We start from the raw sequence: 17,081 nt of genomic DNA on the forward strand, positions 1-17,081 counted from the left end.
TTATTATTTAGAATTCACCTTTTAAAAGAAGGTTCTCATAATATCATTCCAGGTCACCACAATCATTAGGAGTACCATAACAGCGACACCTGCCAACGTGACATAGGTTTCTGTTTCCTGTTTCAATGGCTTGCGACGAATGGCTTCAAGAAGATTGAGCACAATCTTTCCACCGTCAAGCGCTGGGATAGGAATGAGATTAAAAATACCAATATTTAGAGATAGCATAGCTAATAAAGCGATAACACTTTCAATTCCGCCTTTAGCAGCGTCACTACTGGCTTTGTAAATCGCCACAGGACCGCCTAGTTTATTGATGTCTGGGTGGAAAATTAAATTTTTTAAAGCGTCAAAGATGCGGAAACTAGCGTTCCAAGCCATGCTAAACCCACCCGCGATCATAGACGGAAAATCTGATTTCAAGCCCGGCATCACTCCTAATAGATATCTTCCTTGCTCTTTTTTAGGCTTAACTGTCAGCTCTTGAACTTTATTTCCGCTTTTAACAGTCACATTTAGTTCTGACTGCCCTTTACTGTTTTTCGTCTCAGACTGAACAGCTTGGGTCAAATCCGACCAATTCTTGATTTCTGCTTGACCAACTTTTAAAATCTGGTTGTTATTTTTTACACCAGCTTGTGCCAAGGCACCGTCCTGTAAGACACGAATATGATTTGTATTGGGATTGGCAACGCCACCCTGCATGAAAATCAACAACAGAAAAGCTACAATCCCCAAAATGAAATTGTTCATCGGTCCTGCAAAGTTGGTAATGAGGCGCCCGCCTAAACTAGCATTTTGATACTGCACATCAAGCGGAGCAATCCGAACCTCTGTGCCGTCTTCTTCTACGATTGTTGCGTCATGGTCAACCGCATAGGTCTTTTGTTCATCTAGTACCAAACCAGTGATTTCCAGCTTGTCTTCCAAATCAAAGCCCGTCACATTCATCGGCAAAGCGGTTTGATCAATTTTCTTGCCCGAAAGGTTGATTCGGACGACCTTACCTGCTTCATTTAAAGTCAAACTAGCAGGTGTTCCGGTTTTAATCTCGGTCGAATCTTCGCCCCAACCAGCCATACGAACATAGCCACCCAGCGGTAACATCCGAATGGTATACGCCGTACCGTCTTTTCCGATATGAGCAAAAATTTTCGGGCCCATTCCAATAGCAAACTCCCGCACCAAAATGCCCGATTTTTTCGCAAAATAGAAATGTCCAAACTCATGAACAACTACAATAATTCCAAAAACAATGATAAAGGTGATAATTCCTATAATACCAGACTGCATTACACCAACCTTTCTACTTTCTGACATGATCATCTTACTGAATTGCACCCAGCAAATCAAGATTACTTCACTCGGCTTAAGATTTCCTTATAAAGTTCATTCACAAAGAGGCTGGAAGGAACGTTTCCCAGACTCTTACAATAATTATTTTTACAACAAAACGCAGTAATGAGAAACTCTGTTGACTTTAGTCAATTTAGAGTTCCTATGCACAATTGATTAGGTACTTTAGTGCCAATCAATCACTGTCGAGTGGTAGTTCTAATCCCTTACTAGGGAAAGAACAACAACTATCCTAGTCAACTGTGCAGAGGGGAGTAACAAAATAAACTTCTTGCGAAATATTGATTTTTTATCTCATCTTCTCAGATTTCATTTTTCTGTGAGTGATTACAAAACAATCACGTTAGTCTGTCCCACTTCATTTTACCATTCTCATTAGAACAATCCAAAGAAATGCATCAAGGGAAAGACAAACAGCATGCTGTCAAAACGATCTAACACACCACCATGTCCGGGTATAAATTTACCAGAATCTTTGACTCCAAAATGGCGCTTAATTGCACTTTCTACCAAGTCCCCAAACTGACCTGCAATACTAAAGAATACTGTGGAAAGAAGCATGACAAACATATGATGAGGTGCGGCAACGTTTCTATCAAACAACATAAAAATAAATGTTACAAGGACTGCTGAAGCAATGCCTCCTAGGCTGCCCTCAACAGTTTTATTTGGTGAAACATGAGGAGCTAAGCGACGTACGCCATATCTCCGTCCGACCAAGTAAGCTCCGCTATCCGTTGCCCAGACGATAAACAAGGCTAAGAGCACTTTGTCAAAACCAGCCACCCGTGCATCTAGCAAAGCATTGAAGCCAATTCCCACGTAAAAACTCGCAGCGATTGGATAAGCCGCATCTTCAAAACTGTAATTTTTCCCTAGAACAGTTGAGACTAATAGAAGAAAAACAACTAAACTATAAGCCACAACATTTCCGTCTACCGACAAAAATTTCAAATAGTTTTCGAGTGGAATCGTCAGCACAAAACCTGCTAACATAGCTAAGACACCTTCTAGTGTGGTACTTCTCAGCCCTTTCATTTGTAGCAATTCATGAACACCCAACATGGCTAGAAGCCCCATTCCAATTTGCAGAAGAGCGCCTCCTATCATCAAAACTGGAATGAAGATAGCAAGTGCCACTCCGCCAAAAATAACACGTCTTTGTAAATCCTTATCCATAAATTCTCCTACACGCCGCCAAATCGACGATTTCGTTTACTATATTCTTCAATAGCTGCTTTCAAAGCTTTCTCATCAAAATCCGGCCATAAAATGTCTGTAAAATACAGCTCACTATATGCACTTTGCCAAGGTAAGAAATTACTCAAACGCAATTCTCCGCTCGTTCGAATGACCAAATCCGGATTGCGCAATAATCGAGGTAGACTGCTGGTTTGTAGATAATTGGCAATCATCTCTTCATCAATCTCGCCCGGACTGAACTTGGCATCTAACACATCTTGAGCAATCATTTTAACTGCCTGAACAATCTCAGCACGACCACCATAATTCAAGGCAAAATTCAGAATCAAGCCTGTGTTGAGTCGCGTTAATTCTTCTGCTTTGCAAAGCGCATCATACGTTGTCTTAGGCAGCCGCTCTGTATCTCCAATCATTTGAATTTTTACGTTATTTCTATGCAACTCAGGCACATAACGGTCGTAAAATTCAACCGGCAAGTTCATGATAAAGCTGACTTCTTTTTCAGGACGCGACCAATTTTCTGTGGAGAACGCGTAGACTGTCAATACTTGGACACCCAACTCTTTAGCTGCAATGGTAACATTTTGCAAAGTTTCCATTCCAGACTTATGCCCGAAAACGCGCGGCTGCATTCTCTTTTTAGCCCAACGACCATTCCCGTCCATAATAATACCGATATGTTTTGGTATTTGTAACGGAACTTCAATTTTTTCTTTTTTCTTAAAACTAAACATCTGCTTGTTTTCCTAATAAAGTTTTACATTTCATTATATCATAAATCCTCTAAAAATGGGATTTATGATAAATTTCAGATAAAAAAGAAGCCGAAACATAGAAATTTTTGGCTCCAATTTCTTTTTCACATTATTTTACGATAAAATTAAATGCTTTATCTTTTTAAAATTCCTATTCTGCTAAGGGAATATTTGTTACTTGGTTGGGCTTTGGCATCAAAATAGCTAATTGGCGACGTCAAAGTAGAAAAAGAATTATTCTTATAAATTGTAAAAGAAACCTTTCAAGCAAAAATAAAAGAACTGGAGAAACTCCAATCCCTTTTTTAGCTTAAAACACTACTATTCTTCTTCAATAGCTGTATCTTCTGACATATCAACACTTCCGTCTGCACCAGCAACTGCTGTGATTCCCTCTGTGAGAGGCAATACGGTCTTAATAGCTGTTAATTCAAATGTCAAGTAAACACCATCTACATCGAGAACAACCGTTTTCTTTTCAGTATCAACTTCATCAACCGTACCATACAAGCCACCAATCGTAATGACTTCATATCCTTTTTGTAGTTTGTTCAAGCTTTCCATCCGTTTGTCTGCTTGTTTCTTTTGAGAACGTTGCATGAAGAACATCAAGCCCATCATCACAACCAACATGATTAAAATTGAAAAACCGTTACCCATTTTCATTTTAGTCTCCTTTAGATTTCATATATTATCTACTATAGCAGATTCCTAAAGAATTTACAAGGAAGAGCTGAAATTTCTAAAAGGATTCCTCCTTAAGTCTGACTAGCAGCGAATTCTTTTGACAGTATGCTCTGCTTTTTCCAAAAAGCGTAAAAAGTCCGCATAAGCGATATTGAGCGTTGTTGTATTGACAAAAGGATGAAAACCCACGGTCAAGTTCGGATCAACCTCCTCGTCCACAATCAGTTGGACTTTCTTTTCCTTATCAAAAAGCAGCCCAAAGGGTGTAACCGCACCTGGCTCTACCTGTAAAAGCTCCTCCAGCTCCTTATCATTGGCAAATGATAATCGTTTTTCATCAAGGATTTCTGCCAAATGCTTGATATCTGCCGTTTTTTCGTCCCGCAAAATGACCAAATAAAATTGACGTCCCTTTTTATTTTTCAAAAGGAGATTTTTGACCTGTTGCCCCGGTAAGACAATTCCTTTTTCAGCTGCCTCAATAACGGAAGAAATTGGTTCATGATCCAGACGATCATAAGAAATTTTCAATTCATCCAACAGCTGATAAATCATACTTTCCTTTGTCATCTTCACACCTCCGAGATAAAATTTCCTATTTTCATTATAGCATTTCTAGTTAGAAAAACCGAAGCAAAGCAAGCCTCGGTTCTTCTTGATAGTTACTATTTCAAATTTTTCACAACTTCTACGACATGAGCAACGGTGAAGCCATATTCTTCCATTACCTTAGCAGCTGGGGCAGAAGCACCGAATTTGTCAATACCGATAACAGCTCCGTCAAGTCCGACATATTTATACCAAGACTGGGTTGCAGCCATTTCGATAGCAACACGGCGACGAACTGCATTTGGTAAAATTTCTTCTTTGTAAGCAGCGTCTTGTGCATCAAAGATGTCTGTTGATGGTACGCTGACAACACGAACCTTTTCTCCTTGTACTTCCAACTCTTTAGCAGTTGCAACAGCTAAGTTAACTTCAGAACCAGATGCCAGAAGAATTGTATCAAAACCATTTGCTGTTTCATATACAACATAAGCTCCTTTCGCCACCTTGTCAAAGTCAGTTCTAGCTTCAACTGTCAAGTTTTGACGTGTGAGAACCAAAGCTGTTGGAGTTGTTTGACTCTTGAGTGCCAAGTACCAAGCAGCCTGTGTTTCACGTGCATCTGCTGGGCGCAAGACATTGAGGTTTGGAATTGCACGAAGACCTGCTAAGTGCTCAATTGGTTCATGAGTTGGACCATCCTCACCAACTGCAATTGAGTCATGCGTAAAGACATAAGTCACAGGTAAGCCTTGAAGGGCTGATAAGCGAACAGCCGCTTTAACATAGTCTGAGAAGACAAAGAACGTACCGCCATAAACACGAAGTCCTCCGTGAAGCGCCATACCATTCAAAATAGTACCCATAGCAAATTCACGCACACCAAATTGAATATTGCGGTTAAGACGGTGGGCATCATCTTGCAAGCCATCTTCTTTGATGTAAGTCATATTAGAATGAGCGAGGTCAGCAGAGCCACCAAGGAAAGTTGGGAGAACTTTTGCGGCAGCATTCAAAGCATCTTGGCTAGAATTACGAGTAGCTTGTGAAAGACCTGTTTCTTTTACTGGAAAATCTTCTGGTTTGATCTCAACTGGATCTTTTCCAGCAATAATGGCAGAAACTTCATCAGCTAAGTCAGGATAGGCTTGTTTGTATTCTTCAACGAGTTTTTCCCAAGCATCATAGGCAGCTTTGCCGCGTTCTGCAACATTAACTCGATAATCTTCGTAGACTTCTTCTGGAATTTCAAATGGTGCGTAATCCCAAGTAAGGGCTTTGCGAGTAGCCGCTGCTTCTTCCGCACCAAGAGGCGCTCCATGAACAGCATTTGTCCCTTGTTTATTTGGTGAGCCATAACCAATCACCGTTTTGACTTCAATCAAGGAAGGTTTGCCAGAAACTTTTGCGGTTTCAATCGCCGTATCGATTGCTTCTAAGTCTGTTCCATCTTTGACCAAAGCTGTGTGCCAGCCGTAAGCATTGTAACGGTCACGAACACTTTCTGTAAAGGAATCTTTCGTTTCTCCGTCCAAATTGATGTCGTTTGAATCATAGAGAACGATGAGCTTATCTAGCTTTTGCAGTCCAGCATAAGAAGCCGCTTCAGCAGACACACCTTCCATTAAGTCCCCGTCACCACAGATGACATAGGTATAGTGGTCAAAGATATTATAGCCTTCACGGTTGTACTTAGCAGCTAGGAAACGTTCTGCTTGTGCAAAACCAGTTGCCATCGAAATTCCTTGACCGAGGGGTCCAGTTGTCGCATCTACACCAGCCGTATGTCCAAATTCTGGATGTCCAGGCGTTTTAGAACCCCATTGACGGAAGTGCTTGATTTCGTCCATAGTGACATCTTGAAAACCAGACAAGTGAAGAAGTGCATAGAGCAGCATAGAGCCGTGGCCTGCTGATAAAACAAAACGATCGCGATTGACCCAATTTGGTACTTCTGGATTCACACGCATTTGCTTGGTAAATAAGTCATAAGCCATCGGTGCTGCGCCCATGACAACACCTGGATGCCCAGATTTTGATTTTTCAATAGCATCAATTCCCAAAAAACGAATGGCATTGACAGATAAATTTGACATTGAATTCTCCTTTTATAATACTACCTTTTCAGTAGCAATTATTCTACACTATCATTATAAGAAAATTATCCGCATATCGCAATGTATACGGATAATTCCCACTTAATTTTTTATAGTAAAGCCTTAAATTGAATGTTTGAATCATGCTCAAAGCAATCATCAAAGCCACGTGGGTGATGATATTCAATCCTGTCTTTGTCTTGCGGATAGGTATATTTACCACCGACTTCCCAGATGAATGGATGGAATTGATATTGGAGGCGCTCTTTACGCATCTTCCACAAGGCTAAAATCTCGTCCGTTGAAGCCATGAAGTTAGACCAAATATCATAATGAACTGGAATAATAACTTTGGCACGAAGGTTTTCAGCCATACGAAGCAAATCAATTGAAGTCATCTTGTCTTGAATACCGATTGGATTATCACCGTAGTTGTTAATCGCTACATCAATATTGAAATCTTTTCCGTGTTTGGCAAAATAGTTTGAGAAGTGCGAATCTGCACCATGATAAATTGTACCACCTGGCGTTTCAAAGATGTAATTGACTGCTTTACGCGCCATTTCTTCATCTGTTACAGGCAGACCTTTCAGTTCACCATCTTGGGCATCAGCACCATCAACCGGAAGTGTTACCAAGCAAGTTCGGTCGAAAGATTCCACAGCTGATACTTTAATATCTTTAAACTCAAAACTTTCGCCGGGTTTAATCACGATGATACGTTCTTCTGGGACACCCCATTTTTTCCAGATTTCGCCACATTCATAAGGTCCGACAAATTTAACATGATTCAATTTCGGATTGTTGACAATCGCTGCTGCAGTATTGATATCAATATGGTCACTGTGAAAATGCGATACCAGATAATAGTCCAACTCATTAATCATAAATGGATCAATCACCATTGGCTGCACGCGCAAATTTGGCTGTAATTTACGTACGCCTGCCATATTTGCCATTTGATGTCCCCGCACCATATCTTTGACCTTTTTAGTTGATTTTCCGCGGTTAGACCAAAGATCCATAACCACATTAGCTCCGCCTGGCGTCTTAATCCAAACACCACAATTCCCTAACCACCACATAGCAAAGTTACCTTCAGGCACTACTTCTGCTTCAATTTCTTCGTTAAGCCAAGTGCCCCATTCTGGGAAAGTACTTAAAATCCAAGATTCCCGAGTAATTTCGTTTACGTTTAGCATGATCATTCCTCCTCAAGATAATATTATATTTCTATCTTTAGTATAAGCTGCTCTAAGAGAGAAAAAAAGACCAAATAAAGCACAAGGCTGTGTTCAAGATTGGACTATTTTTAGTACCTAAAAAAGCCGGGAATTCTATTCCTAGCTAGTCATCCATTCTTTCAGTCTTCTGTTGAAGTTGATAATAATTCTTCGTTTACAAGCTTTTGAATTTTATTTTTCAACTCTTGTGTACGAGTTGAATCCTTGAGGTATTGTGACAAAAGTCGTTCTAAATCTTGACTAAATCGCACGCCTTTAGTAGAAAGAGATTGATCTTTCACAAAAGAAGTAATATTCAATACATCCTCGTAGTCCAAAATAGGCTGAACCTGTATCGTTGGCAAAGTAGTTTCCAACCCGTCATTTGTCGTAATCAATAAGTCCACATCTAAAATGTCTTCAACACTTTTGAATTGCTCTGTCGTAAAAACAGCGCCTAAATTTTCATTTGGCAAATGATATAAGCACTGCTTGAGCAGCAATTTCTGCACAGCGACTCCCTCGTCACAAACTAAATAAATTCGTTTAGCATCTCGTTTTTCAGCATGATTATGCTTTAAAAATCCACCCATGTGAAGAGCAAGATAAGCCACCTCATCATCGGTTAGTGAAATAAGCCACGCTTCCTCCAAAATCACAGCGCAAGACTTGGTGACCGCAAACAACTCTGCATATTTTTCCTTGATTTGAGCAGTTAATGGATTTTGGGATACAATTCCGTAGGTTTTACGGAACAGCAGAGCCTTGCAGTGTGTCAATAAATTCCGCAACAAATCTTCTTTATTTTCAATTTCAAAGTGCGAACTAACTTCAAAACGCCAGATAAACTCATCAATCGCTTCTTTTAATTGGACAAAATCTTGACTGGTTGCATGAATATCCCTGTCCTTCCGATAAGAAAGCAAAAGAACGGCTAAGAGAGAAATCTCAATATCATTTAATTGCAAGCCAAATGTTGCCTGTAAATTACTATTCAAATTCTTGGCTGCTTGGTATTCTATCCGCTTGCGAATCAAGGTAAACTCACGCTTCAAGTCTTCCTGTTCTTCCTCATTTAAAGCCATATTGCGGCAGCTCAACAGCAGATATGGTAAAACTTGCAGCATGAATTTGATTTCATGTCGATTGATTTTCTTGCCCAAATCCTGCTCCACATCTTGCACTATTTGATTGAGAAAATCCTGTAAATCATCGGACAAAAGTAAATCTTCTCCGATAAATTCTTTTATCTTTTCTGTCAAAATCATCACAAAACTATGATTTCCCTCTACAAAAATGTGATACAAGAGAGAATGAACATATTGGATTTTATTGAGCGGATGACACTTTAAAAAATATCCTTGCGCTTTCGTGGAAGTGAGATTGACTTGATACTGCTCCGAAGCTAACTGATTGCGGATTTCATTCAAATCGTTGAGAACCGTATTGCGGGATACTTCTGTCAATTCCATCAGTTTTTCAATGGTCACACGCTTGTTTGCAACACAAATATACAGAACAGTCAACTGCATGCGCTCGGTCATGTTCATGACATAACTATAAGAATCGACTCCTTCCAGCAAGGATTGGCATAATTCTTTTTGCTGTGCAGTTAAGACAATCCCTACCCTCGGACGACTGCTAATCATTTCACCAACCTCTGCCAAAGCGTCATTGATTTTTTCCAAATGATAATAAATCTTCCTCCGCGATTGATTGGTTGCCCGTGAAATCGTCATAATCGTTTCTGGCTCTTTCAGCTGAATGAGGTATCTTAGTAAGTCACAACTTGTCTGGTCCAATAGTATCATCATTTACTCCTTGAAAGGGACTGTAAATTATTATAACATCTTTTCACACATCTTCCTACGAGATTGAAACGAGTCCATCTGTTATTTTGCTTATCTTTGAGTTTGTTGCGGAAGCAGAATGAGAAAAGCAGGGTGTGGAACTGCCAACCATGACACTCTGAATCATAGTAATCGTTCCACCCCTTGATAGATTTCTTATCGTCGTTCTTACTTTTTCTGTCCGTAGTAAGCATTCTTTCCGTGTTTTCGCAGGTAATGCTTGTCTTTGAGATCTTGCGGCACTTCTGCCACTTCTGGATTGATAGCTTCTGTGTAGCGTGCCATACGAGCGGATTCTTCCAGAACAACTGCATTATAAACAGCAGACTTTTCGTCCTTTCCCCAAGCAAATGGTCCGTGGTTGCGGACGGTTACACCTGCTACTGCGAGCGGATCTAAGCCACGCTTGGCAAATTCTTCAATAATGACTTTCCCAGTTTCTTTTTCGTACTCGCCATTGATTTCCTCTGGTGTCAAGGCACGAGCGCATGGAATTGAACCGTAGAAAGTATCAGCGTGCGTGGTGCCATAACAAGGAATATCACGTCCTGCTTGCGCCCAAGCCACTCCTTCTGTCGAGTGCGTATGAACAATGCCACCCACTTCTGGAAATGCTTTGTACAGTTCCACATGCGTCGGCAAATCTGACGACGGATTCAGGTCTCCTTCGACAATATTACCGTCCAAATCAGTCACAACCATATTTTCTGGAGATAATTTTTCATACGCCACACCAGAAGGTTTAATGGCAATCAAGCCTTTCTCGCGGTCAATCGCCGAAACATTTCCCCAAGTAAATTTCACCAAACCATGCTCTGGAAGCTCCATATTGGCTTTATAGACACGTTCTCGTAATTCTGGTACTAACATTCTCATAACCCCGCTTTCTCAATGAGTGGATAAAGGAAATCCTGCGCTTCTTTGATAGCTGCTTTGGTTTCTTCCACCGTTTCACAATTTTCAGACCACATTTCAATCAAAAACGGTCCTTGGTAGTTGGTTTTTTTCAAAACGGCAAACATTTCTTCCCAATTGACACAACCTTTGCCAAAAGGTACATCTCGAAATTGCCCTTTAGAATGCTCCGTCACGGCATAGGTATCTTTTAAGTGCAGCGCAGCAATTGCCTGATGACCAAGGTAAAATTCACTCCAGAGGTCATTATGCCAAGCAGAAACATTACCTGTATCTGGATAGACAAAGAGATAAGGCGAATTGATTTCTTTTGCCACAGCCAGATATTTTTCAATGCTGTTGATAAATGGGTCATCCATAATTTCAATCGCCAGCATGACCTGCGCCTGCTCAGCCCAATCACATGCTCGTCGCAGATTTTTTAAGAAACGAACGCGTGTTTCAGGTGATTTTTCTTCATAATAAACATCATAGCCGGCTAATTGAATAACTCGCACACCCAAATCTTGCGCTAACTCAATACATTGTTTCACCGTTTCAAGTGATTTTGCTTCTAGCTCAGGATCGTTCGAGCCTAATGGATAGCGCCGATGTCCGCTAAAACAAATGCTTGGAATCCGCACACCTGTATCATAGATGGCTTTGACAAGCTCTAGGCGTTCTTCTTTGGACCAAGTGAGACGCGCCAACCGAGCATCGCTTTCATCAACCGACATTTCCACAAAATCAAAGTCCATTTCTTTGGCAAATTCTAACCGTTCTTGCCAAGAAAAATGCTTCGGTGTCGCCTTTTCATAAATTCCAATTGGACGTGCCATGACTTACCCCCATATTCGCTTGATTTCGTCTTTGAAAGCACACGCTGCTGCTGCTGGGTTTTCAGCTTCTGTTATTCCGCGTCCAGCAATAAAGGTAAAGACATCCACTCCTTCAAAGAGTTTGAGTGTATCCACATTCAAACCACCTGTCACAGACACACGGAAACCCATTTCAATCAATTTCTTAACTTTATTGAGATCTTTTTCACCCCAAGTTTCGCCGGCAAGAAGGGCATCGCGTGATTGGTGATAAATGGCTTGCGAGATACCAGCATCCAACCAAATCTGAGCTTGCTCATAAGTCCAATCACCGTAGAGTTCAATCTGAATTTCACCGCGTTCACCGCGTTCTTCTTGTATAGCTTTCAGGGCTGCTTTCATGGTTGGAATCGTCGCACAACAAATGCAAGTCATCCAATCCGCACCGCGTACGGCATTATTTTTAGCAACTGTCCCGCCAGCGTCAGCACATTTAGTGTCAGCTACGATGATTTTATCAGGAAATAAACTGCGCAGCACTTCTACCAGCTCACTACCGACTTGCAAGAGACAAACCGTTCCTGCTTCAATGACATCCACTTCATGACCGACCGACACAGCTGCTTTAATAGCTCCTTGCAAGTCTGAATGATCTAGTGCAACTTGTAAATTTGGAAGACGTTTTGACATAATTTTCTCTCCTTCTATTCTTTTCTAATGGATTGAAACACAACCATTTACTAACTATCTAAATCCAATCCTTCTAAATAAGGACTATTTTTTGACTCATCAATCAAAGCTAGAACTTCTGCTTCTGTTTGACAAGCTAACAAACGATCAATAGAATTTTCCAATTCGAAGAGGGCAATAATCTGCGGAATGGCGACACTCGTATGAATTTTTGAACTCGTTGCCGCAAGAGCCAACAAGACACTCACACCTTTCCCGTCTGAGAAAGTTACAGGTTCTTTCAAAGTCACCAAAGAGAAGGCATCTTTTTGTACACCAGCCTCTGGACGAGCATGTGGCATCGCCATACCCGGCATCAAAATATAATAAGGACCATATCCTTCTGTGGATTCGATGATTGCATCATAATATTCAGGCTTAACAGCTCCGCTTTCAATCAAAGGGTCAACAGAAAGTTTGACCGCTTCTTGCCAAGTTGAAGCAGAAAGCCCTAAACGAATAGATTTGTTTTCAATCAATGCTTGCTTTAAATTCATGGCTTCTTCCTTTCGTAGGAAATGGAAACTCAAAACGGATTGGCAAAGAGAAATCCTCTGCTACTTTAAAAGTACAACAGACTTCAATTTTCCTATGCTTTCAGTTTCACCTATCCTTTTAAGCGAATGAGGCTTGGACAAGCGTCCAAAGCCTCTATATCAATTTCTTAAGCGACGAGGCTGAGACAAACCTCTAGCCGCATCATTCCAATACCTGTGATAGTTTTTCAGTAATTTCTTTGTCGTCCATCAGATTATCTAGACCAATCAATTTGCCATTTGTCCGTCCGTCCAATTCATGAATCAAATGAAGAGAGGCAATGACGATATCATAACCAGAAGCTAAACTTTTAGCTTCGCCCACACTGCAAGAATTGACCGTGAAATCTGTTTGCCCAAGTTTACGTAGAGCATTTTCTACTTTCATCTTAATCACCATAGATGAACCCATGCCATTTCCGCACGCTGTTAATACCTTAACCATATTATTTTCCTCCAATATTTAAATCTATTTTTATTCTTCTTCTGCTTGAACATCACCACGGTAGTATGCTTCCTTGTCTTTTGCTTTGGCAAATTGAAGTTGCGGAATAGCCAGCAAGAACACACAGACAAGAATGTAACCAGCAATACCAAGGTATTTGAAAAGATAGCCAAATCCAAGCCATGGGAATTCAAAGTCAATATTTCCATGGTAACCGCCGTAAGAAGCAAGACCGAGTAGTGCCACACAGAGAGCACCGAGCGCTACTTGCAGCACACCTGAGATAAAGGACAAGATAACCGCAGCTTTCCAGCCACCACGCTTATCCGCATAAACTGCAATCGCTGCATTGTCAAAGAATACTGGAACGAAACCGGTAATAATCAGAATTGGATTCTTAAAGACAATCAAGAGCATAATGGTAATCAATTGTCCAATCAAACCGAAAGCAAAGCCTGAAAGCACTGCATTTGGTGAACCAAAACCGTAAGAAGCTGCAACGTCCACAGCTGGGAATGAACCAGGAAGCAATTTGTTAGAGATACCTTGGAAGGCATTGGTCAATTCTGCTACAAACATCCGCACCCCTTGCATCAAGACAAAGAGATAAACTGAGAAAGTAAAGGCTGTTTGAATGATATACATGTAAAAATCTTGCTTAGCAGGGTTGTAAACTGTACCTGATGTAATGACTTTTGCATTTGACATGATATCTGGACCCAAGATTAAGAGAATAGCTCCAAAGAAAACCAACATCAACGTCGCCGAAGCAACCACTGTATCATGGAAAATAGACAATAATTTTGGCAACTTCAAATTGTCAAGATTTTCTTCTTTCTTGCCAAATTTGTCTGCAACTTTATCCACAAACCAAATCGCAAATTGTTGTTGGTGACCAATCGCAAAACCACCGCCACCAGTTAAACGCTGTGTTGCTTCTACTGTCATATTGGAGCTGACTGCCCAGTAAAGTCCACAGATGACACCGATTGCCAGCACGCCCCAGCTATTACGCAATTGAGGAACAAGGAGAAGAACCATCAATGAAACGGTTGCTGCTTGTTGCACCATGATATGACCTGTAATGAACAGCGTCCGCACTTTCGTAATTTTCCGAAGAGCAACGAGCAGGATATTGACACCAAAACCAATCAAAAGTGCTGTTGTTGCTGCTCCGACAAAGTTTGGAAATTCTTCTGCAATCTTTGTATTTGCCGCTGTTAATCCAAAGTATGGGTCAATAACCGCCGCACCAATCTTAAACTTAAAGTTCAAAGCCGCCAAAATCGGACGGAAAGTTGTTACCAAACCTCCAGCACCAACGTTCAACAGCATATAACCAACTGTCGCTTTGATGAAACCAGCATAGACATCATGCGCTGGTTTTTTCAATAACGCATAGCCAATGAGAACCAAGAGACCTACAAAGAAGGCCGGATTCTGCAAAATATTTTGCGAGAACCAGTTCAGAATGTTTAAAATGATGTTCATTTTAACTCTCCTTTTTTCTATTTTATTTGTTCTTTATAGGCCTATTATAAACCATGTAAGCGGTAACAAAAAGACCAAGAATTACACAAGCAACTGTTCACTCTTGGACTGCGAAAAATATGGGAGCCAAAAACGCCGAGAAATTTCTCAGCGTTTGAATAATGAAATTTATTTTTCAACTTGACTATCTGTTGTTTCCTCAATGACTAATTCATCATCTTTAAGATCTGCCAAAAGATGTTTCACATCCAGATGATCCAGATGATAATCTGTTACTTTGTCACGGATTTGTTGTTCAATCACACGGCGAAGCGGACGAACACCCATGACTTCATCATACCCCTCTTCTGCTAGATAATGTTTGGCTGCATCTGTTACTGTTAACGTGATGTCTTTCTTAGCAAGCGTTTGGTTGACTTCATCCAACATCAAGTCGACGATTTCAGCTAAATCTTCTTTACCAAGATGAGAGAATTCAATGACTGCATTGAAACGGTTCAAGAATTCTGGACGGAAGTATGGTTTCAACCGATCCATAATTTTCATATCCTTTTCTTCATCGCCCGTAAAGCTTTCATAGCCAAATCCTGCGTTAGAAGTAGCGATAATAACTGTATTCTTAAAGTTGACAGTATTTCCTTGACCGTCTGTCAAACGTCCATCGTCCAAGACTTGCAATAACAGCGTGATGACTTGCGGATCAGCTTTTTCGATTTCGTCCAGCAAAATGATCGAGTATGGATTGCGACGAACACGTTCTGTCAATGTATTGCTATTGTCGTCGTAGCCCACATAGCCAGCTGTTGTACCAATCAACTTCGACACAGCCGTGCGGTCAGAGTATTCAGACATATCCAAACGAATAATCGCGTCTTTTGTACCGAACATATCAAGCGCTAATTGTTTTGCTAACTCTGTTTTTCCGACCCCAGTTGGTCCGACAAAGAGGAAGCTACCAATTGGACGATTGCCTTCATCAAAACCTGCACGATTTCTCCGAATAGCACGTGCCACCGCTTCAACCGCTTCATTTTGTCCAATGACTTTGGTCTTTAAGCGCGCATTCATCTCTTTCAAGCGCTCAATATCGCTGCTGCCCATTTGAGAAACAGGAATACCCGTCATGCGTTCTACAGACTCTGCCACATCATTGACAGTCGCTGTCACTTTCATATCTTCCGTATGATTTTCAATTTTCTTTTCCAGCTCTTCAATGCGCATCTTGGCATTCAAAGCCGTTTCAAAATCTTCTTTTTCAACAGCAGCTTCTTGTTTGGCCTTTTGCTCTGCGATTTCACGTTCTACTGCATGCACATCTGTAACGGGGTGTTGAGCTGCTAAGTGAGCCGCTGTCACATCTACTAGGTCAATTGCTTTATCTGGCAAACTGCGTTGCGGAATATATTGAATCGAATAATCCACAGCCGCTTTTAACACTTCATCTGGCAAGATAACATTGTGGTGTTTTTCGTACAAATCAAGAATTCCTTGCAAAATCTTATAAGTATCCTCTGCAGACGGAGCATTTACTTTTACTTCATTGAAACGGCGAGCCAAAGCCGCATTTTTCAAAATGGTATTGCGGTATTCATCTTGCGTCGTCGCACCAATCACAGTTAAATCCCCACGAGAAAGAGCGGGTTTCAAAATGTCTGCCAAACCTTTAGAGCCGCTGTCTCCACCTGTGCTTCCAGCACCAAGGATTTGATGAATTTCATCAAAGAAGAGAATGACATTGCCGGCTTCTTTCACTTCAGACACCAAATTTTGAATATTTTCTTCAAAGCTACCTCGATATTGCGTACCTGCTTCTAATCCAGAAATATCTACAGAAATAATTTCCTTATTTTTAATAGCAGCAGGGACATCGCCGTTGACAATCGCTTGCGCCAAACCTTCGACAACTGCGGTCTTACCAACCCCAGCATCTCCGACTAGCACTGGATTATTCTTCGTCCGACGAGACAGAATTTCAGCTGTTTCTTGAATTTCCTTATTGCGACCAATAACGGGATCTAACATATCTTGCCGCGCTTCTTCTGTCAAATTGCGACCCAATTTTGCTAAAATGCCATCTTGTTTTGGAGCACCTGTTTGTCCCTGCATTTGCGGATTTTGATTTTCTACCGCTTGTTTCGGCAGTTTCCCCGTTGCTCGGTATTGTGCAAATTCTTCTGGTGTTACTTCACGTCCATTGATGAGATAACGCCGATTTTCACTATTAAAACCGCCCATTCTTCCCATCAATTGATTGAAAAGATTATCCATATTATCAAAGTTGTTGTAGTTGTTATTCATATCTGTACCTCATTTGTTATTTTACATAATTTTTGCAACTGCTTAAAATATAAGACAAAGTGAGCAACTCTATCTTTTGGATTTATATTTATAAAAGGCAGCCAATATTTTACATAATTTTAAACCTCTCCCAAAATAGAGATGAAATCACTTT

At 40.8% G+C, this 17,081-nt stretch carries 15 protein-coding genes; all 15 read right to left on the bottom strand.

Annotation, left to right across the window (positions count from 1 at the left end; translation table 11 throughout):
- Positions 1 to 21: 21 nt before the first annotated feature.
- The 15 genes from HMPREF2574_RS08425 to HMPREF2574_RS08495 all read right to left on the bottom strand — a co-directional run bounded on the left by HMPREF2574_RS08425 (position 22) and on the right by HMPREF2574_RS08495 (position 16,927).
- A complete protein-coding gene (locus HMPREF2574_RS08425) occupies positions 22 to 1,293 on the bottom strand; it encodes a M50 family metallopeptidase (RefSeq protein WP_070241512.1) in 1,272 nt (423 codons plus the stop codon).
- A gap of 438 nt (positions 1,294 to 1,731) precedes the next feature.
- Complete coding sequence (locus HMPREF2574_RS08430; RefSeq protein WP_070812451.1) at positions 1,732 to 2,535, bottom strand: phosphatidate cytidylyltransferase; 804 nt, start codon at positions 2,533 to 2,535, stop codon at positions 1,732 to 1,734.
- Positions 2,536 to 2,543: 8 nt separating this feature from the next.
- Positions 2,544 to 3,293 carry an isoprenyl transferase gene (locus tag HMPREF2574_RS08435; RefSeq protein WP_024052593.1) on the bottom strand — a complete coding sequence of 250 codons (750 nt, stop codon included), beginning with the start codon at positions 3,291 to 3,293 and terminating at the stop codon, positions 2,544 to 2,546.
- 342 nt (positions 3,294 to 3,635) lie between these two features.
- On the bottom strand, positions 3,636 to 3,974 hold the full coding sequence (gene yajC / locus HMPREF2574_RS08440; RefSeq protein WP_003026971.1) for a preprotein translocase subunit YajC: 339 nt from the start codon (positions 3,972 to 3,974) through the stop codon (positions 3,636 to 3,638).
- A gap of 108 nt (positions 3,975 to 4,082) precedes the next feature.
- Positions 4,083 to 4,571: a prolyl-tRNA synthetase associated domain-containing protein gene (locus HMPREF2574_RS08445; RefSeq protein WP_070584706.1), complete on the bottom strand. Its 489-nt coding sequence runs from the start codon at positions 4,569 to 4,571 to the stop codon at positions 4,083 to 4,085.
- A gap of 95 nt (positions 4,572 to 4,666) precedes the next feature.
- Complete coding sequence (gene tkt, locus HMPREF2574_RS08450; protein WP_024052590.1) at positions 4,667 to 6,643, bottom strand: transketolase; 1,977 nt, start codon at positions 6,641 to 6,643, stop codon at positions 4,667 to 4,669.
- Between the two features lie 110 nt (positions 6,644 to 6,753).
- Complete coding sequence (gene ulaG / locus HMPREF2574_RS08455; protein ID WP_024052589.1) at positions 6,754 to 7,845, bottom strand: L-ascorbate 6-phosphate lactonase; 1,092 nt, start codon at positions 7,843 to 7,845, stop codon at positions 6,754 to 6,756.
- 161 nt (positions 7,846 to 8,006) lie between these two features.
- Entirely contained in the window at positions 8,007 to 9,677 is a 1,671-nt protein-coding gene (locus tag HMPREF2574_RS08460) for a BglG family transcription antiterminator (RefSeq protein WP_070812452.1), read from the bottom strand.
- 207 nt (positions 9,678 to 9,884) lie between these two features.
- A complete protein-coding gene (locus HMPREF2574_RS08465; protein WP_042754115.1) occupies positions 9,885 to 10,586 on the bottom strand; it encodes an L-ribulose-5-phosphate 4-epimerase in 702 nt (233 codons plus the stop codon).
- 2 nt (positions 10,587 to 10,588) lie between these two features.
- On the bottom strand, positions 10,589 to 11,449 hold the full coding sequence (locus HMPREF2574_RS08470) for an L-ribulose-5-phosphate 3-epimerase (protein WP_024052586.1): 861 nt from the start codon (positions 11,447 to 11,449) through the stop codon (positions 10,589 to 10,591).
- A 3-nt stretch (positions 11,450 to 11,452) separates the two neighbouring features.
- Complete coding sequence (locus HMPREF2574_RS08475; RefSeq protein ID WP_024052585.1) at positions 11,453 to 12,118, bottom strand: 3-keto-L-gulonate-6-phosphate decarboxylase UlaD; 666 nt, start codon at positions 12,116 to 12,118, stop codon at positions 11,453 to 11,455.
- Between the two features lie 50 nt (positions 12,119 to 12,168).
- Complete coding sequence (locus HMPREF2574_RS08480) at positions 12,169 to 12,654, bottom strand: PTS sugar transporter subunit IIA (protein WP_020999451.1); 486 nt, start codon at positions 12,652 to 12,654, stop codon at positions 12,169 to 12,171.
- Positions 12,655 to 12,856: 202 nt separating this feature from the next.
- The gene (locus tag HMPREF2574_RS08485; protein WP_003032305.1) at positions 12,857 to 13,138 is read right to left on the bottom strand and encodes a PTS sugar transporter subunit IIB; all 282 of its coding nucleotides are present in this window, start codon (positions 13,136 to 13,138) and stop codon (positions 12,857 to 12,859) included.
- A 30-nt stretch (positions 13,139 to 13,168) separates the two neighbouring features.
- Positions 13,169 to 14,629 carry a PTS ascorbate transporter subunit IIC gene (locus HMPREF2574_RS08490; RefSeq protein ID WP_024052584.1) on the bottom strand — a complete coding sequence of 487 codons (1,461 nt, stop codon included), beginning with the start codon at positions 14,627 to 14,629 and terminating at the stop codon, positions 13,169 to 13,171.
- Positions 14,630 to 14,797: 168 nt separating this feature from the next.
- A complete protein-coding gene (locus HMPREF2574_RS08495) occupies positions 14,798 to 16,927 on the bottom strand; it encodes an ATP-dependent Clp protease ATP-binding subunit (RefSeq protein WP_024052583.1) in 2,130 nt (709 codons plus the stop codon).
- Positions 16,928 to 17,081 lie beyond the last annotated feature (154 nt).

Origin of the sequence: Streptococcus sp. HMSC034E12 (assembly GCF_001835915.1) — a bacterium.
Taxonomy (GTDB): domain Bacteria; phylum Bacillota; class Bacilli; order Lactobacillales; family Streptococcaceae; genus Streptococcus; species Streptococcus vaginalis.